Raw genomic sequence first — 18,473 nt, forward strand, 5'->3', positions numbered from 1 at the left:
ACTCCATTATCGCGCCGTCAGGATGGAAACGAAAGACATCGTCTGCGTCATTCCGGCGAACGCCGGAATCCACGCAGCGGGCGGGTCGCCGCTCGCGTGGTCGTCGGCGCCTTCGCTTGCGCACATGAGATGATGAGTGAACAATGAGTCAGAAGGCCATGCCGACCGAAACACGTCCAAAACAGCCTGTATCCTCTTCTCTGTCGCCATCCGGCGACTGGCACGTGCGCTCGACCGACGATGCACTGGCCGCACTTCACACCAGCGCCGAGACGGGGCTGTCGTCGGATAATGTGGCCCGCCTGATCGACGAGCACGGCCCTAACGAACTGGCCGAGCGCGATCAAAGAAGCGTGTGGCGGATGTTGTGGGAACAATTTTCCGCCACGATGGTCCTGCTCTTGATCGCCGCGGCGATCGCCTCGGCCGCGCTCGGCGACTTCAAGGACGCCATCGCGATCTTCATCATCGTCGTCCTGAACAGTGTGCTCGGCCTCTTCCATGAGCACCGCGCCGAACGCGCCATGGCCATGCTCAAGCGCATGGCCGTTCCCATCGTCAAGGTTCGTCGGGATGGCCGTGTGCAGGAGGTGTCCTCCCGCGATCTGGTGCCCGGCGATGTCGTGCTCCTCGAGGCGGGCAACCTGGTGCCGGCCGACTGCAGGGTGATCGAGACCGCGAACCTGCGCGTGCAGGAAGCAGCCCTCACTGGCGAGAGCGAGCCCGTCGAAAAATCCCATGACGCACTGGCCGATGTGGATCTGCCCATCGGCGATCGCGTCAACATGGTCTACATGGGCACGAGCGTCGCCTATGGCCGCGGGGTCGTGATCGCCGCCGAGACCGGCATGCGGACCGAGCTCGGGCACATCGCCGATCTGCTCCAGTCGGTTGATCGCGAACCCACGCCGCTCCAGCGGCGCCTGGATCAGTTGGGTCGTGTGCTGGCCCTGTTGGCAGTCGTGCTGGTCGGTGTCATCTTCGCGAGCGGCCTGCTGCGTGGCGAACCCCTGAAACTGATGTTCCTGACGGCGGTGAGCATGGCCGTAGCGGCCGTGCCCGAAGGGCTCCCGGCCGTCGTCACGATTGCACTGGCGCTCGGGGCGCAGCGGATGCTGAAGCGCAAGGTCGTCATCCGCAAGCTGCTCGCGGTCGAGACGCTCGGATCCGTCACGGTCATCTGCTCGGACAAGACCGGCACGCTGACCCAGAATCGCATGACCGTCTCTGTGCTCGATGTCGCGGGGCGGCGGTTGGATGTCGCCGAGACGCTGCACGGCGCGGCACAGGCGAGCGACCTCGAACCCGGTCACGCGGCCGTTCCCGACAATGACAGCGCGCTGACGTTGCTGTTGACGGGCGCCGCCCTCTGCAACGACGCCGTGCTGGCGCCGCAAGCCGATCAGCCCGCGCAACTCCACACGATTGGTGACCCCACCGAGGGCGCGCTGGTGGTGGCCGCCGCCCGCTTCCGCCTGAGCAAACCAGACCTCGACCTGTTGTTTCCCCGCGTCGCCGAGGCGCCGTTCAGTTCGGACCGCAAGCGGATGACGACGATCCATGAGATGCCGCCGACGCCGATTGGCGCGGTGCCTGGTCTCGAGCCGCTGTGGGCCAGCGGCGTCGTGCTGGCACCGCATCGCTGGATCGCGTTTACCAAAGGTGCGGTCGAGCCGTTGCTGCAGGTGTCCTCGTCTATTTGGGTCGGCGACCAGGTCACGCCGATTGATGACGGCTGGCGGACCCGCGTGATGCGCGGACACGACGCGTTGGCGCACGATGGCATGCGCGTGCTCGGCGTCGCGTTCCGCATCCTAACGGAGCCGGCGGTTGATGATCCGTCGAGCGTGGAACGGGACCTCGTGTTCGTCGGGCTCGCCGGTATGAACGATCCACCGCGGCCAGAGGTCAGGGACGCGGTCGCCACCTGCCGAACTGCCGGCATCAGGCCCGTCATGATCACGGGCGATCACCCGCTGACAGCCAAGTACGTCGCGGTACAGCTTGGCATCGGCGGCCAGGGCGCGGCGGTCGTCACCGGACAAGATCTGGCGCGCATGAGCGACGACCAGCTCCAGACGACCGTCGGCAACACGACGGTGTTCGCCCGCGTCTCACCGGAGCACAAGTTGCGGATTGTCCAGGCGCTGCAGGCGCAGGGCCAGGTGGTGGCGATGACGGGCGACGGCGTCAACGACGCGCCCGCGCTTCGGCGTGCAGACATTGGCGTGGCGATGGGCATCACAGGCACGGAGGTGTCGAAGGAAGCGGCCGACATGGTGTTAAGCGACGACAACTTCGCCACCATCGTCTCGGCGGTCGAAGAAGGCCGCGTCATCTACGACAACATCCGCAAGTTCATCAAGTACCTGCTGACCAGCAACACCGGTGAACTGTGGGTGATGCTGCTCGCGCCGCTGTTGGGTATGCCTCTGCCCCTGCTGCCGTTGCAGATCCTCTGGATCAACCTCGTCACCGACGGCCTGCCCGCCCTCGCGTTGAGCGTCGAACCGGCCGAACCCCACACGATGCGCCGCGCTCCGGTGTCGCCCACGGAAAACATCCTGGGGCGCGGACTGCTGTGGCAGATCATCTGGGGAGGTCTGGTGGTGGGCCTCACGCCGCTCGGCATGGGCTACTACTTCTTCGCCATTGGCGACACCGGGTGGCAGACGATGGTGTTTACCACCTTGACGCTGTCGCAACTGGCGTACGTGCTGGCCGTGCGATCGAGCCGCGACTCGTTCTTCAGGATTGGGGCGCTGACCAACACACCGCTCGCCCTGACGGTGGTCTTCACGTTCCTGCTGCAGTTGATGGTGACCTACGTGCCCTTCTGGCAGGACCTGCTGAAAACGCGGCCGCTCACTGCTGGCGAGCTGGGTGTCAGTCTGGCAGTCGCGACGCTTCCGTTCTGGACTGAGGAAGTCTACAAGTGGCTCCGGCGCCGGCGCCTGAGGTGATCAGGTTTCGGCATTGCGCGAACCCCACCAAATTGGTGTAGATTAGGCGACTGCCCTGTAGGAGGTGTGGACTCATGCGAACCTGCCTTGTGCGCGGCATTGCCGTTGTTGCGGTGATGCTCGCGCTGATAGTGCCTGCGTACGCGCAGGAAACGACTGCAACTATTACCGGCGTTGTGACCGACGACACGGGGGCCGTGCTTCCCGGCGTGGCGATCATCGCCAAGCACGTCCCGACCGGACGAACCTTCGAGTTCGTGTCGACGAGCACCGGCGCGTACAGCGCGACGCTGCTGCCGATTGGCGCGTACGAAGTGACATTCACCCTGTCCGGCTTCCAGCCGCTCACGATCAAGGGCATCACGCTCAACGTCAACGACCGCATCGACGTCAACGGCAAGCTCAAAGTGGGCGGCCTGGCCGAGGTCATCGAGGTCAGGGCCGAGACGATGATGGTGCAGCCGACGCCGGCCGTGCAGAACCTGGTCGACGCCAAACAGGTCCAGGAGTTGCCGCTCAATAATCGCAACTTTGTGCAGCTCGCCACCCTGGCCCCGGGTGTCTCGAGCGACCTGCCCGACGAGGTCGGCATCGGCCTGACCAGCACGGTCAGCATCTCGGTCAACGGCTCGCGCCGCAACGCGGTCAACTGGCTGGTGGACGGCGTGTCGAACGTCGACGTGGGCTCCAATATCACACTGCTCTCGACGCCGACGCTCGAGTCGATCGAGCAGTTCAAGATCATCACGAGCAGTTACGCGGCCGAGTGGCCCCGCAGCGGCGGCGGCATCGTGAACGTGATCACCAAGTCCGGATCGAAGAAGTACATGGGCGTGGCGTACGACTTCATCCGCAGCGACGCGTTCAACGCGAATTCCTGGATCCGCAACCGGAGCACCGATCCCACGGTGGCTGGCCACCCGCCGAAGCTCGACTACCAGAACTTTGGCTACACCTTTGGCGGCCCCGTGCCGAAAATGAGCGACAAGCTGTTCTTCTTCTGGTCGCAGGAATGGCGCCGCATCACGCGCGCGCCGGCGTCGCTCACGGCCACCGTGCCGGATCCGACGTGGCTCACCGATCCGACCAGTACGAACTACGTGGACCCGAGCCTGCGCGACCCGAACGCGGTGAAGCTCCTCGCGGCGTATCCGGCGCCGAATGTGCCCGGCAAGAACCAGTACCTGGTGTCGTCGCCCAACATCAATAACACGCGGCAGGAAGTCATCCGCATGGACTACGACCTGTCGTCGCGGTGGCGGTTGACGGGCCGGTATACCCACGACCTCAGCCAGACGCGCGAGCTGGGTGGCCTGTGGAACGGCATCGCGATCCCGAATATCGCGACCACCGAGACGAACGTGCCGGGCCAGGTCCTCGCACTCCAGCTCAAGACCATCCTCAGCAACAACGCGCTGAACGAGTTCTCGTATCAGAAGTCGGGCAACGTGATTTCCACGACCAACCCGTCGGACACGAAGGGCATGCGGTCCGACTATGGGATCAACATCCCTGAACTGTTCCCTGAGAACCTCACGAACCGCATCCCGGGCATCGCGGTGAGCGGGCTGTCGACGTTCAACTCGATGCAGCTGTACCACATCGAGTACGTCAACCACACGTTCACGGACAACTTCTCGCTGCAGCGGGGCAACCACGCATTCAAAGCCGGCGCCCTGATGACCTTCGAGCAGAAGAATGAGAACGCCGCCAACGTCACCCAGGGCAGCTTCTCGTTCGTGGCCTCGACCAACCCGACCCGGACGGCGTTCCAGAACTTCCTGCTGGGAAATGCCGACGGCCTGTGCACGGCCTGCAGCTATTCCGAGGCCGAGCGCGACGTGACGAACCACCTGCGCTTCAACCGCTATGAGATGTACGCGCAGGACACCTGGAGAGCGCAGAAGAACCTGACGATTGATCTGGGCGTCCGCTACTCGCTCTACCCGCCCATCACCGACGCGAACAACATGCTGGTGACCTTCGATCCGTCGTTCTACAAGGCCGCGACGGCGCCACAGTTCACCAACGCCGCCGGCACCCTGGTTGATCTCTCGACGGGTGATTGGCTCGACGGCCTGGTCATCGCCGGCAAGAACTCGCCGTATGGCAATGGCATCTACGCGTTCCAGAAGAACAGCATCCAGCCGCGCCTCGGCTTCTCGTGGGATCCGAAAAGCAGCGGCAACACGATCGTCCGCGGGGCGTTCGGGATCTACTACGACCAGCCGCTGGTCGGCATCTTCGAGCAGAACTCATTCAGCAGCCCGCCGTTCGTGAACAATATCAGCCTGACCGGCATCAAGCTCAGCAACCCGGGCGCGGGCGTCACCGGGACAACCACCGGCATGCGTGCGATCCAGGCGACGTCGCTCGACTTCAAGAACCCGCGAACGACGCAATGGAACGTGGCCATCACCCGCCGGCTGTTCTCAAAAGCCACCATCGAGGTGAGCTACGTCGGCTCGCGCGGCGACAACCTGATCCGGCCGACCAACCCCAACTTTCCGCAACCCGCCGACGTGGTGGCGCTGCAGAGCACGGTCGCTAGTGCGGTAAACGCGGCCCGACCGTTCCGATCGTACGGCACCATCACTATGCGCGAGACGACGGCCAAGAGCCGGTATCAGGGTCTGCTCTCCGCGTTCAGATGGCAGTTCGGCCAAAGCGGGACGCTCTCGGTCAACTACACGCTGAGCCACGTGAAGACCGACTCGACCAACGATCGCGACGCGATTGACATCCCGCAGAACCCGGCCAACCCGATGGCCGATTACGCGGATGCCCGCACCGACCGCCGGCACATCTTCTCGGCCTCGTACGTCTACGAGATCCCGTTCTTGCGCGACTCCCCCAACTTCGCCTTGAGAAACATTCTGGGCGGCTGGCAGGTCTCGGGCATCACCTACGTCAACTCGGGCCAGCCAGTGCCGCGCATGTCGGTTGACGTGAATAATTTCCGCCGCGGCGGCTTCGCGGATCTGGTCGGCAACCCGATGGTCGGCATGCTGTCCACCAACGGCACGCCGCCGATGTGGTTCAACCCGGCAGCCTTCGCGCCGCCCGCCGACGGCACCTTCGGCAATTCGGGCCGGGCGCCATTCCGCCAGCCCGGATTCTACAAGTGGGACATCACCCTGTCGAAGAACTTCTACCTGACCAAGGATGTCAGGCTGCAGTTCCGGGCGGACTTTATCAACGCGTTCAACCAGGTCAACTGGGCCTCCGACCCGTCGGCCACGGGCCTGGACAACACCTGCACGACCAGCATCACCTCGTGCACGGTTGCGACCGACACGTTCGGCCAGCTCATCGCGGTGCGCGCGCCGCGTGAGATTCAGTTTGGGTTGAAGCTGTTCTGGTAGGGTTCGGAAAGCGCCAGACGCCAGGTATGAGTCGAAAGGGGCCGGGGATCACGCGATCCCCGGCCCCTTTCGTTTTTTTCCTAGTCGAACTTACCGACGGCCGCTTCGACCTCGCTCAACAACCCGCCGGACTGCACCAGCGCCTTCATTGCGTTGTGGTCGTTGAACAGCGGCCGGTCCACCTCAAGATGCGCCACGTGCCGGCGGATGACCTCCCGCGCCTTAAGCGTGCCCTTGCCGGGCGTGAACGTGCGGAAATCCAGGGCCTGGGCAGCCGCCATCAACTCGATCCCGAGCACGCCGTACGCATTGTCGAGAATCTGGCCGTTCTTGAGCGCCGTGTTCATGCCCATCGAAACGAAGTCTTCCTGATCGGCCGCCGCCGGGATCGACTGAATCGATGCGGGTGCCGAGAGGATACGCTGCTCGACAATCAGGTGATCGGCCGTATACTGGCTGAGCATCAGGCCCGAGTAGAAGCCGGGTTCGTGAGCCAGGAAGGCCGGCAGGCCCTGTGATAGCGCCGGGTTGGTCAGCCGGTTGAGGCGGCGCTCAGACAGCACCGACACCATCGTGATGGCGACACCGGCCATATCCATGGGCAGCGCGACCGGCGAACCCTGGAAGTTGGCGCCGGTCAGCGTCAATCGTTGCTCGGGGATGAAGATGGGGTTGTCACCGACGCCGTTCAGCTCGATCTCGACCTGGGCGCGAGCGTACACGACGGCGTCGCGCGCGGCGCCAATCACCTGGGGCGTCGAGCGCATCGAGTAGGCATCCTGGACCTTGGTCTTCATCCTGCCCGTGGCCAGGTCGGATCCCTCGATCATCCGCATGATGTTCCGGGCCGACGCGATGGCGCCGGCAAATCCCCGCAGCGTGTGCAGCGTCGTGTTGTACGGTTTCAGGTTGCCCAGCAACGCCTCGATCGACATCGCGGCCGCGATCTCGGCCTGCCGGATCCAGCGCTGCATGTCGTGGATATGGAGCGCGGACATCCCGGTGAGCAGGTTCGACCCGTTGATGGTCGCCAGTCCGTCCCGCGCGTGCAGGCCCGGCACGGGAATTCCCGCACGCCGCATCGCCTCCGCACCAGGCCTGCGTTCACCCTGGTAGAAGGCCTCTCCTTCGCCCATCAGGAGCAGTGCCGCCTGCGCCATCGGCGCGAGATCGCCGCAGGCGCCAACCGATCCCTTCTGGCAGACCACCGGGGTCACACCCCTGTTGAGCATCTCGACCAGCGTGAGGGTGATCTCCGGCCGGCACCCGGAATTGCCGTGCGCGTGCACGTTGATGCGCCCGACCAGTGCCGCGCGCACGTGTTCGACGGGGGCCGGGTCGCCAATACCCGCCGCGTGGTTGTAGACGAGATACCGCTGAAACTCCTTCACCTGCTCGTCGTTGAGCACCTTCTCCGAAAACTCGCCGATGCCGGTGTTGGTCCCGTACATGATCTCCCGGGCAGCCAACTTCTCCTCGATCATCAGTCGGCACACTTTGATCCGTTCACGCGCGGCGGGGGCCAATTGAACCGGGGTCCCATGTCTCGCGACGCTCACCAGTTTCTCAATCGTCAGATTCGATCCGTCGAGCACGATCATGAATGCCCTCTCCTTCGCCCATCGCCCTGCCGAGTCCGAAGATGGTCGGTCCCGGGCGCCCGTGATGAAACATCAGATGGTACGTCGCCGGCGCGCCAGCGTAAAGGCCGCCTGCCGGCGTCAGCCGTCAGCCAGATACGCGTGATCGGGATTGCCCTAGCGGGCGCTGATCCACTTCGCGAGATCGCGGAAGCTCGCCGATTTGCCCTGCATCAGCAGGCCGGTCCGGAAGATCTTGCCCGCCGCCCAGACGAAGACGAGCGCAGTCGCGCTCGTCAGCACGAGCGATAGCCCCACCTGCCAGGCCGGCGGGGCCGGATGCAGGAACAGTCGCAGCAGCATCAGGAATGGTGTCGCCGGTGGGACCAGCGAGATGACGACGGCGAACAGGCTGTCGGGCGCGCGTGCGACCGTCATCCACGTCGCGATCGGAATGACGATGATGATGACGACAGGTGTCATCAGGCTCTGCGCGTCCTTGAGATCCGAGCAGGCTGCGCCAATCGCGCCGTAGAACGAGCCGAACAGGAGCACTGCGAGGCACAGGAACACCACGAACCAGATCAGGAGCCTCGCCGTAATGATGTCGCCGTATCCCTGGGTCACCGCCACGGCAATGGCACCACACAAGTAGGTGCCAGCGAACACGAGTGTGACGCCGGAGGCACCGACCAGTTTGCCCAGCATGAACTCGAAGGGGCTGAGCGACCCCAACATGACCTCGCTGATCCGGCTCATCTTCTCTTCGAGCACGGTGGTCATCAGTTGGGGCGTCGCGGTCATCACCGAAATGAGCATCAGGAACATCAGTCCGGCCGGAATCCCGAAGGTCCTGATCACGTCCACGGTGTCCGCCTGCTTCAGTTGGCCCGTCGCGTCGCGGACGAAGAGTCCACGCTCGGTCGCCTTAACCGGTCTGACAAGCTTCGAGACGACGACCGGATCCACGCCGGCCATCCTGAATCGCTCGGCCTGCACGATGCGCGTGACCGCGGCCTCGATCCATCGTGGCAGCAGCGTGTAGGTCGGATGATTGGAGTAGTAACCGAGCGCGCGGTCCGCCGACCCGTCCGACGCCAGGATCGACTCCCCGATTTCGACGAAGGCGAACAACTCCCGGGACGTCACGCGCCCGGAGAGTTCGACCCGGATCTGATCCAGCGACCGCGACCCCGCATCGACCTTGATGGGAACAAACGAGGGCCCGCCCCTGCCCGTTGCTGCCGTCGCGTTGTACTCGGAGGCGGCCCGATCGAGAGCCGCGAACAGCTTCCCCGACTGGTCGACGACGGCAAAGACCCGCGTCTCGGTGTCAACCTGATCCATGGCGCGCCGCTGCATGAACATGATGCCGCCCATGAGCACCGGCATGAGCAGCAGGCCAATCACGAACGCCTTGGTCCGCACGGTCAACTGAAACTCGGAGGAGGCGACAAGGCCGATTTTCGAGAACTTCATGCGCGGCCTCCCGTTGACGGTGACACGTGCTCGGGCCCGGGCCTGGCAATTCTCACGAAGATGTCCTGCAGCGACGGCCGGGTCACCTCGAAGTAGGTGACGCTGGTCTTCGACGACAGTTGTTGGAGCAGTCGCTGTGGGTCGCCCTGGATGCGGACTTCCTGCATATTTCCGTAATCGTTGACGGATTCAATCCCAGGAAGACCGGCGAGCGCTTGCCGGCCGGCTTCGGTGCGGACTCGGATCGTATCGGCGCCGTAGGCGGCCTGGATCTCGGCGAGTGTGCCATCGAGCACCTTGCGGCCCTTGAAGATCATGAAGATGCGATCACACATCCTCTCGGCCACGCTCATATCGTGCGTGCTGAGCACGACGGTCGTGCCCCGTCGCCGCAAGTCGAGCATCGCATCCTTCAGGACGTCGGCATTGACCGGATCGAGTCCCGTGAACGGCTCGTCGAGGATCGCGAGGTCGGGTTTCGACACCACGGCCGCCATAAACTGGACCTTCTGCGCCATGCCCTTCGACAACGCGTCGATGCGCCGATCGGCCCAGTCGACCAAGTCCATCGCCTTCAGCCATTCACCAATCGACGTGTCGACTTCGGCCGCGCTTCGCCCCTTGAGCCGCCCGTAGTAGCGCAGCAGGCGGCGCACGGTCATCTTCTTGTACAGCCCGCGTTCTTCCGGCAGGTAGCCGACCCGATCGCGCGCAGCGGCTGTACCGTCGTCACCAAGCACCTCGACGCGGCCCTGGTCCGGCAGCAGGATACGCATGATCATGCGCAGCGTGGTGGTCTTGCCCGATCCGTTCGGCCCGATGAAACCGTAGATGCAGCCGGTCGGAACTTCGAGCGAGACGGTGTCGACAGCGGTCACCTCGCCAAAGCGCTTGGTGACGTCGCGGAGGCTGATGGCAGTATCCATATCAGTTCTTGAACAGATCGTCGAAGGCGCTGCGAGCCGGTGTCTGCCGCACGGACCCCGTCTCGCGTTCGACGGTCGTGCGGGCCTCGAACAGCTCGCAGAGGTTGAAGGCGTCTTTGGGCGCCACGCGTGCGGTGATCGGCTGCATGCACTCGAATCTGGCCGCCGGGTTGAACGATTCACACTGCGCGCAGCAGTGCAGCGGTGACGCGCACTTCGCGCACTTCGCGCTCGACAACACGCTGCCGTCGGTCACGTGGCCGCAACGATAGCACCGTACGGCGGTGCGGAATCCGGGCATGTTGGGCGTGCGCGGACCTTCCGGGCGGTCCGCCGACCGCGGTTTGGCGGTTCCGCTGTCGCCGGTTTTCGGCCGGGCGTGTTCCCGGTCGCGCGAGCCGTCGTCCTGGTAACCGCGCTGGCGGTATTTCCGATCACTCATGACACGAACTCCCTGTCGATCCTCAGAAGAGGAGAAGACGTGCGCGACAGTGGCACACGGAAGCTGGCATGGTCTCGGGGGCGGGCGACGGCAGGAGCCGCAGCATCAGACTGCCCCATCGCGGCTCACTGTATCACAGGGATTCTCGCAGTCGGAGGGCGGCCTTCACGCGCACTCGCGCGAGTGCCAGCCGCCACGCCGGTCCAACCGGCCGTTGCCGAACTGGTGGCCACCGCCTGAGCAGGTCGCGCAACGCGTTCGGCGAGGGCTCGCCAGGGCGGGTCTACACCGCGACGAAGGCGGTGTGCCACGCGGCGTTCTGCTCGCCCGACTGAATCATCTGCGCCACGTTGACGATGATCGAGCTGCCGCTGCGCTTGATGGCGAAGCGATCCATGTTGCGGGTGGCACGCCCGCCGACGTAGGTGCCGTCGGGACTGTAGACCGAGTCGTGCTTGCTGCACTCGAACCGCAGGTCGGCCTGGCGCCAGCGCACGGCGGCGTTCTGGTGCGGGCACGACAGGTTGAAGGCCATGACCTTTCCCTGAAACCGCACGATGATGACCGCGTTCTCGCGGTCGATGGTCACGCCGTCACTGGCGGGGACCGGGTACGTAATCTCGTCGCCTGAGCGTCCAAGGGAGTCGCCCAAGGCTATGGGGAGTTCGGCGGCCGCAGCGATGCCGCGGCTCCCCGCGACCAGGCCCGCGGCCAGCATGGCCACCTGGCGGATGAAATCCCGGCGTGGGTTGACACATGAACACGGGTCGCACCCGTGGGAGGCAGACGTCATGTCACTCACCTCCGCCAAACAGCATCATCAGATAGCTGATACCCGAAACGACCATCGACGTGGTGGCGATGGCCCGGTGAACCATGCGCTGGTGGTAGTAGTTGTCGACGCCGCCTCTGAGGCTGGGCCGCATGGCGCCAGAAACCGCGAAGCCGGCGTCGGCGGCGAGCATCGTGATTCCGTGCAGCATCCGCCGGCCCCGATGGTTCGGATCCTTGCGGCCGTCCCACAGATTCCAGACGCCGGTGACGGTGTTGACCGCGAACAGGCTCCCGATCGACATCCCCAGCGTGCGGTGCACCGATTGCAGCGACGACGTGATATTGACGGGATACGCGTACATGTACGCGCCAACCCAGTACTCCGCGACAAACAGCGGGATCGTCGTGTAGCTGGCGATCTTGTGGATCTTGTTCCTGATCTTGTAGGCGTCGCTGTACTCGACGGCAATCGCGCGTCGCCTCCCGGTGGTGGCCTGGTCCGCCGCCTCGGCTGCGCCGACATTCGTGGTGCCAATCGAGGGCATCGAGAGCCGTGGTGCCGGAGCGACGCTCGTCGCCGCCCAGTTCACCGCCCAGGGACTGCCGCGCATCGGCACATCGGCGCAGGGTTGCCAGGTCGATCGGGCGAACTCATCATCGGCGGATGCCGGCAAGACGCCCCCAAGTACCGCGACGACGATCGCGATCGGAAATACGTGACGCATAGATGACTCCGAGGTCAGAGGGAGGGGGTTTACCGATTCTGCAGGGCGCCGCCAAGCACCCAGTTCCTGATCATCGTCGACTTGGTCGCCCGGTCGCCGCTCAGCAAGCCGTACATCGAGCCACCAGATCTCGTGGCGACGACCAACCGGGAACTGGCATTACCGGCGACAACGGCACGCATGACGGCTGTATAGGACGACAGGTCGTATCCAGCCGAGGGGCTTCTGCTGCCGTGGCATCGAACGCAATCGCCATCAAGAATGGGTTTGACGTCCTGGGTATACGCCGGGGTCGTCCCGGCCGGAGGCGCGACGACGGTGGTTGGTGACGTGGGAGAAGCGGACGAATCGAACGTGCCCGCAGCACACGCGGACGCGAGCGCAGCCGCCGCCACGGGCACAACCAAACATGCCAATAGGCATCGTGTCTTCATTGGGGCCTTCGGTGCATCAGCGATTGATCAGTATCTACCCAGCCTTGCAAGTGTGGTGCCTGCCGCCTCACGTTGTGATCGTGTGCCCGTACCTGAATTATCGCACGCTGGGCAAGCCGGCCACCGATCCGGTCCGTGCTCACCAGATGACAATGTGTGATCGTCTGAGTACAGCGTGGGGTACGCAGACACCACGTCCATCGGGCGCGTGCGCATGAACGATCGTTCATTGAAAACGCATCGATCCAGTGTTTCGGTACGCAGCGGCCGCATCGTTGTAGTAGGCTAAGAATCTGGGGTTGGGCCCCAACAATTTAACCAATGTCTCAGATCTTTCATCCGAGTGCGAACAGCATCGCCCGGATCATGCTCACGGTCACGGTTGTGCTGGTCGCGACAAGCGGCTATCTGGTCTATGAACTCGGCCGTTCGCCGTACGTCACGCGAGCCTACGAAGCGCGGCAGCAGCCCATCCAGTTCAGCCACGAACGGCATGTCGGCGGTAACGGTCTCGATTGCCGCTATTGCCATACCTCGGTCGAGACATCCGCGGTGGCGGGCATCCCGCCGACCAAGGTCTGCATGAACTGTCACTCGCAGATCCTCTCGTCCAGTTCGTACCTGGAGCCGGTGCGCGCGAGCTTCCGAACTGATCAATCCATCCAGTGGGTCAAGGTGCACGACCTGCCGGATTTCGTGTATTTCAACCACGGCATTCACGTGAACAAGGGCGTCGGGTGCACGACGTGCCACGGCCAGGTGGACCAGATGCCGCTGATGTGGACGGTCACGACGCTCCAGATGGAGTGGTGCCTCGACTGTCACCGGAACCCGGAAAAGTACGTGCGCCCGCGTGGTGCCGTCTTCAGGGTGGACTATCAGCCGCCGGCCGACCAGATGGCACTTGGCCGGAAGCTCGTGCAGGACTACCAGATCCAGACGCTCACCAGTTGTTCCACCTGCCATCGGTAAGACCACTTCCAGCAGACGCATGAGCGAACACCACGATCGCGACCACTCGCCGCAGCAGACCGCTCCGATGTCAGGCGGCCGTCAGGAATACTGGCGCAGCCTCGAGGAGCTGGCCGACACCGAGGAGTTTCAGCACTGGCTCCACCGTGAATTTCCTGAGCAGGCGTCCGAATTCACCGATCCGGTTGGCCGGCGGCAGTTCCTTCGGCTGATGGGCGCGTCGCTGGCGCTGGCGGGCGTGACCGCGTGTACCAAGCAACCGGCCGAAGCGATCGTCCCCTACGTCCGCCCGCCCGAAAACTTCGTGCCCGGCAAGCCGTTGTTCTTTGCGACGGCCGTCACGCTTGGCGGGGTCGCCACCGGGGTACTGGTCGAGAGTCACGAGGGGCGGCCGACCAAGATTGAAGGCAGTCCAGAACACCCGGCCAGCCTGGGCGCCACCGACCTGTTTGCGCAGGCGTCGATTCTCTCGCTCTACGATCCCGACCGTTCCCAGACGTTGTCGTATCGGGGAGATATTCGCACGTGGAGCGCGTTTCTCGGGGCGGTCCGGAGCGCGCTCGAATCGGTGCGCGCGGCCCGAGGCAAGGGTCTTCGCATCCTGACCGAGACGTGTACGTCCCTCACGCTCGCGCGCCAGTTGCAGGCGCTTCTGGCGGAGTTCCCGGCAGCCAGGTGGCACCAGTACGAGCCAGCCGGTCGCGACGAGGTCCGCGCCGGTGCCAGGCTCGCCTTCGGGTCTGCGGTCGACACCCGTTATGTCGTCGACAAGGCCCGGGTGATCGTGTCGCTCGATGCCGACTTCCTTGGTGTGATGCCAGGGTCGGTGCGCTACACGCGCGACTTTTCGGCGGTGCGCCGGGTGCGCGGCGGTCACGTCGAGATGAACCGTCTGTATGCGGTGGAAAGCGCGCCCACCAACACCGGGGCGAAAGCGGATCACCGCCTGGCGGCGAAGCCGAGTGCCATGATCACGATCGCCCGCACGCTGGCGGCGGCCATTGGTGTGATTGGTGTGACGCCAATGATGCTGCCGGCCGAATCGCAGCGCTTCGTCGAGGCGGCAGCCCGCGATCTCGCCGCGAACAAGACTGCCTCGCTGGTGGTGGCCGGTGACGAGCAACCCGCAGCGGTGCACGTCCTGGCTCATGCCATCAACCAGGCGCTCGGCAACGTCGGCCAGACGGTTCTGTATTCCGATTCGATCGAAGCCAATCCGATCGATCAGATGGCCTCTCTACGCGAACTGATCGCCGACATGCAGGCGGGCGCCGTGAGCGGTCTGCTGATCCTCGGCGGCAATCCGGTCTATAGCGCCCCGGCAGATCTGAAGTTTGGTGAGGCGCTGCAGCGGGTCGCGTTCTCGGCTCACCTGAGCCTCTACGAGGACGAAACCTCGGCCGCCTGCCAGTGGCACATCCCCGAAACGCACCCGCTCGAAGCGTGGAGCGACGCCCGCGCATGGGACGGAACGGTGACGATCCTGCAGCCGCTCATCTCGCCGCTCTACGGCGGCAAGTCCGCGCACGACGTGGTCGCGGGATTATCGGCATCCCCGGGCCGCGGCGGCTACGACCAGGTGCGCGACACATGGGAGCTGTTTGCGGATCAAGCCGGGATCGTTGATTTCGAGGCCTTCTGGCGCAAGTCCGTGCATGATGGCACCGTGGCCGGCACCACGCTTGCGCCAAAGCTCGTCACGTTGGGTGATGTCGCCAAGACGATTGGCTCACAACCGTCGACCAGTGCCGGACTGGAGTTGGTCTTCCGGCCCGACCCCACCGTGTACGACGGCCGCTTTGCCAATTCGGGCTGGCTCCAGGAACTCCCCAAGCCGTTCAGCAAGATCACGTGGGACAACACGGTTCAGTTGAGCCCGGCCACGGCCGCCAGCCTCGGCATGGGCAACGAGGATGTCGTCGACGTCACGGCGAACGGGCGGACGGTGCGGGGGCCGGTCTGGGTCGTTCCGGGTCAGGCCGATGGCGTGGTGACGGTGCACCTGGGGTACGGCCGCACGCACGCCGGGCGCGTCGGTAACCGGGTCGGCTTCAACGCCTACCAGCTCCGAACGAGCGACGCAGCCTGGGCCTCGATCGGCGTCACGCTTGCCAGGACCGGCGGGCGCTACGCGGTGGCCAGTACGCAACTGCACCATGACATGGCCGGCCGACCGCTCATCCGGTCGGCGTCGCTGGAGGAGTTCCGGAATAACCCCGACGTCGTGAAGGCCGAGGAACCGGAGCCGCCAGCAACGCTCACGCTCTATCCCGAGCACGAGTACAAGGGCTACGCCTGGGGGCTCGCCATCGACATCAATTCGTGCACGGGCTGCAACGCCTGCGTCGTCGCCTGCCAGTCGGAAAACAACGTGCCGGTGGTGGGCAAGGAGCAGGTGGCCAAGGGTCGCGAGATGCAGTGGATTCGCGTGGACACGTATTACAAGGGCCACCCCGACGCGAACCCCGAGGCCTATCACCAGCCGGTGATGTGCCAGCAATGCGAGAACGCGCCCTGCGAGGTGGTCTGCCCGGTCGGCGCCACGCTGCACAGCGACGAAGGTCTGAACGACATGGTCTATAACCGCTGTGTCGGTACGCGGTACTGCTCCAATAACTGCCCCTACAAGGTGCGGCGCTTCAACTTTCTGCTCTACCAGGATTGGGACACGCCCACGCTCAAGATGCAGCGCAACCCCGACGTGTCGGTGCGCAGTCGGGGCGTGATGGAAAAGTGCACGTATTGCGTGCAGCGAATCACGCGCGCCAAGATCGACAGCGAGAAGGAAGACCGCAAGGTCCGCGATGGGGAGATCGTCACGGCATGCGAACAGGTCTGCCCGGCCCAGGCGATTGTCTTCGGCAACATCAACGACCCGGAGAGCCGCGTCGCGAAGTTGCGGGCCGAGTCGCTGAGCTACTCGCTGCTCGGGGAGCTGAACACGCGTCCCCGCACGACGTACCTGGCGGCGCTGAAAAACCCGAACCCGGCGTTTGGGATTAGAGACACGGACGAAACAAGTAGCAAGAAGTCAGTAGCAAAACGACGAAAGCGAGAACGCATCCCTGCTCCTTGATTCTTGATGCTTGTTCCTTGCTTCTGACATGGATGACGGAATGTCCGACGATACCAACGTGATGCCGACTTCGGGTGCCGCGGGCCACGAACCGCGGCCGGCGTTCATCGCGCCGGGCCATTCGTTCGCGACGGTCACCGACAAGATCAGCTCGATCGTCCTGACGCAGAAGTTCTCAGTGGGCTGGTTGGCCGGGCTGACCGTCTCGTCGATGCTGGCTGCACTGCTGCTTGTGTCGGTCGGTTACCTGTTCACCAAGGGCATCGGCATCTGGGGCAACAACATCCCGGTCGGCTGGGCATTCGACATCACGAATTTCGTCTGGTGGATCGGCATCGGCCACGCGGGCACGCTTATCTCGGCCATCCTGCTGCTCCTGCGTCAGCAGTGGCGCACTTCGATCAACCGGTTCGCCGAGGCGATGACGCTGTTTGCCGTCGCCTGCGCCGGCATGTTCCCGCTGATTCATGTCGGCCGCCCGTGGCTGGCCTACTGGCTGCTGCCCATCCCGAACACGATGACGGTCTGGCCGCAGTTCAGGAGTCCGCTGATCTGGGACGTGTTTGCCGTCTCGACTTACGCCACCGTGTCGTTGCTCTTCTTTTTTGTGGGTCTCATCCCCGACCTCGCCACGTTGCGCGATCGCACACCGTCGAAGATCGGACGGGTGATCTACGGCATCTTCGCGATGGGCTGGCGGGGCTCGGCCATGCACTGGCACCGCTACGAGACGGCCTACCTGCTGCTGGCCGGCCTGGCGACCCCACTGGTGGTCTCGGTGCACACGATCGTGAGCTTCGACTTCGCGGTCTCGCTCATCCCGGGCTGGCATACGACGGTGTTCCCGCCGTACTTCGTCGCCGGCGCCATCTACTCGGGATTTGCGATGGTGCTGACGCTGGCGATTCCGATCCGGGCGATTTACGGACTCGGCGACTTTATTACGAAGCGGCATCTCGACGTGATGGCCAAGGTCATGTTGTCGACGGGCCTGATCGTGGCGTACGGCTACTTGATGGAAGCCTTCATCTCCTGGTACAGCGGCAACATCTACGAACGCTCAACCATGTGGAACCGCATGACCGGACCGTACTGGTGGGCGTACTGGAGCCTGATCCTCACCAACGTCGCGATCCCGCAATTGCTGTGGGCCAGGCGGGTGCGGGCCAATGTCGTGGCACTCTGGATGCTGTCGATCGTCATCAATATCGGGATGTGGCTCGAGCGCTTCGTCATCATCGTGACGAGCCTGCACCGGGATTTCCTGCCCTCGTCGTGGGGCATGTACCGGCCGTCGTTCTGGGATTGGTCGACCTTCGTCGGCACGCTTGGGTTGTTTTTGACGCTGCTGTTCCTGTTTATCCGCTTCCTGCCGATGATCTCGATTTTCGAGATGCGCACCATGGTGCCGGGAGCGCGGGTGGAGCGACACGGAGAGTAGGGATGCCCGCCTTCGCCCGCGGATTGTCAACGGGCTTCGGCGGGCAAGCGGGATTGGGGATTCGGGGGGAGCCCGCAGGCGCGGGTGTTCGTGTCGGTGGGAGGACGGCTTCCAAAGCGGCCCCTCGAACCAAGCCGACAGCGAAGTCCTGAGCGAAGTCGAAGGGCGTCAGTTTGCAAAACCTGCCGTGAGGGCCAAGACAGGCAGGGGGATCGGGGCCCCGGATCGTAAGGTCGGCGTCACGTCCCGGCAAGGCGCGTTTTGCGGGCTTGCGTGAGCGGGGACGCGGAGGAACT

Annotated in this window: 12 protein-coding genes; 5 read left to right on the forward strand and 7 right to left on the reverse strand. The window is 64.3% G+C overall.

Translation table 11 applies throughout. The features are described from left to right. The first annotated feature begins 158 nt into the window (after positions 1-158). The gene (locus NT151_01740) at positions 159-2,963 is read left to right on the forward strand and encodes a cation-translocating P-type ATPase (protein ID MCX6537648.1); all 2,805 of its coding nucleotides are present in this window, start codon (positions 159-161) and stop codon (positions 2,961-2,963) included. 74 nt (positions 2,964-3,037) lie between these two features. Then, positions 3,038-6,328 carry a carboxypeptidase regulatory-like domain-containing protein gene (locus NT151_01745; GenBank protein MCX6537649.1) on the forward strand — a complete coding sequence of 1,097 codons (3,291 nt, stop codon included), beginning with the start codon at positions 3,038-3,040 and terminating at the stop codon, positions 6,326-6,328. Between the two features lie 80 nt (positions 6,329-6,408). Here NT151_01745 and NT151_01750 read toward each other — a convergent pair whose 3' ends face one another. From NT151_01750 to NT151_01780, 7 genes are all read right to left on the reverse strand, one after another. After that, positions 6,409-7,929, reverse strand: a complete 1,521-nt coding sequence (locus tag NT151_01750) for an aromatic amino acid ammonia-lyase (GenBank protein MCX6537650.1) — start codon at positions 7,927-7,929, stop codon at positions 6,409-6,411. A gap of 156 nt (positions 7,930-8,085) precedes the next feature. After that, positions 8,086-9,387: an ABC transporter permease gene (locus tag NT151_01755; protein MCX6537651.1), complete on the reverse strand. Its 1,302-nt coding sequence runs from the start codon at positions 9,385-9,387 to the stop codon at positions 8,086-8,088. Beyond that, positions 9,384-10,313, reverse strand: a complete 930-nt coding sequence (locus NT151_01760; protein ID MCX6537652.1) for an ATP-binding cassette domain-containing protein — start codon at positions 10,311-10,313, stop codon at positions 9,384-9,386. The genes NT151_01755 and NT151_01760 overlap by 4 nt, the downstream gene beginning before the upstream one ends. Before the next feature lies 1 nt (position 10,314). Continuing rightward, a complete protein-coding gene (locus tag NT151_01765; GenBank protein MCX6537653.1) occupies positions 10,315-10,755 on the reverse strand; it encodes a hypothetical protein in 441 nt (146 codons plus the stop codon). A 283-nt stretch (positions 10,756-11,038) separates the two neighbouring features. Continuing rightward, a complete protein-coding gene (locus NT151_01770) occupies positions 11,039-11,548 on the reverse strand; it encodes a Rieske 2Fe-2S domain-containing protein (GenBank protein MCX6537654.1) in 510 nt (169 codons plus the stop codon). A gap of 1 nt (position 11,549) precedes the next feature. Beyond that, entirely contained in the window at positions 11,550-12,254 is a 705-nt protein-coding gene (locus tag NT151_01775) for a hypothetical protein (GenBank protein ID MCX6537655.1), read from the reverse strand. Positions 12,255-12,283: 29 nt separating this feature from the next. Further along, positions 12,284-12,688, reverse strand: coding sequence for a hypothetical protein (locus NT151_01780; protein ID MCX6537656.1), 405 nt, complete (start codon positions 12,686-12,688; stop codon positions 12,284-12,286). A 321-nt stretch (positions 12,689-13,009) separates the two neighbouring features. On the opposite strand from NT151_01780, the gene NT151_01785 reads away from it, so the two are divergent. The 3 genes from NT151_01785 to nrfD all read left to right on the forward strand — a co-directional run bounded on the left by NT151_01785 (position 13,010) and on the right by nrfD (position 18,177). Further along, a complete protein-coding gene (locus NT151_01785) occupies positions 13,010-13,660 on the forward strand; it encodes a cytochrome c3 family protein (GenBank protein MCX6537657.1) in 651 nt (216 codons plus the stop codon). Between the two features lie 19 nt (positions 13,661-13,679). Next, positions 13,680-16,736, forward strand: a complete 3,057-nt coding sequence (locus tag NT151_01790) for a TAT-variant-translocated molybdopterin oxidoreductase (GenBank protein ID MCX6537658.1) — start codon at positions 13,680-13,682, stop codon at positions 16,734-16,736. 61 nt (positions 16,737-16,797) lie between these two features. Beyond that, entirely contained in the window at positions 16,798-18,177 is a 1,380-nt protein-coding gene (gene nrfD, locus NT151_01795) for a polysulfide reductase NrfD (GenBank protein ID MCX6537659.1), read from the forward strand. Positions 18,178-18,473: the final 296 nt, after the last annotated feature.

The sequence above is a fragment of the Acidobacteriota bacterium genome (assembly GCA_026393675.1).
In the GTDB taxonomy this organism is placed as follows: domain Bacteria; phylum Acidobacteriota; class Vicinamibacteria; order Vicinamibacterales; family JAKQTR01; genus JBAXOX01.

Excerpts from the sequence above, each read along its gene's own strand:
- NT151_01740 (MCX6537648.1), top strand. The coding sequence starts at position 159 with ATGCCGACCGAAACACGTCCAAAACAGCCTGTATCCTCTTCTCTGTCG.
- NT151_01745 (MCX6537649.1), top strand. The coding sequence starts at position 3,038 with ATGCGAACCTGCCTTGTGCGCGGCATTGCCGTTGTTGCGGTGATGCTC.
- NT151_01750 (MCX6537650.1), bottom strand. The coding sequence starts at position 7,929 with ATGATCGTGCTCGACGGATCGAATCTGACGATTGAGAAACTGGTGAGC.
- NT151_01755 (MCX6537651.1), bottom strand. The coding sequence starts at position 9,387 with ATGAAGTTCTCGAAAATCGGCCTTGTCGCCTCCTCCGAGTTTCAGTTG.
- NT151_01760 (MCX6537652.1), bottom strand. The coding sequence starts at position 10,313 with ATGGATACTGCCATCAGCCTCCGCGACGTCACCAAGCGCTTTGGCGAG.
- NT151_01765 (MCX6537653.1), bottom strand. The coding sequence starts at position 10,755 with ATGAGTGATCGGAAATACCGCCAGCGCGGTTACCAGGACGACGGCTCG.
- NT151_01770 (MCX6537654.1), bottom strand. The coding sequence starts at position 11,548 with ATGACGTCTGCCTCCCACGGGTGCGACCCGTGTTCATGTGTCAACCCA.
- NT151_01775 (MCX6537655.1), bottom strand. The coding sequence starts at position 12,254 with ATGCGTCACGTATTTCCGATCGCGATCGTCGTCGCGGTACTTGGGGGC.
- NT151_01780 (MCX6537656.1), bottom strand. The coding sequence starts at position 12,688 with ATGAAGACACGATGCCTATTGGCATGTTTGGTTGTGCCCGTGGCGGCG.
- NT151_01785 (MCX6537657.1), top strand. The coding sequence starts at position 13,010 with ATGTCTCAGATCTTTCATCCGAGTGCGAACAGCATCGCCCGGATCATG.
- NT151_01790 (MCX6537658.1), top strand. The coding sequence starts at position 13,680 with ATGAGCGAACACCACGATCGCGACCACTCGCCGCAGCAGACCGCTCCG.
- nrfD (MCX6537659.1), top strand. The coding sequence starts at position 16,798 with ATGCCGACTTCGGGTGCCGCGGGCCACGAACCGCGGCCGGCGTTCATC.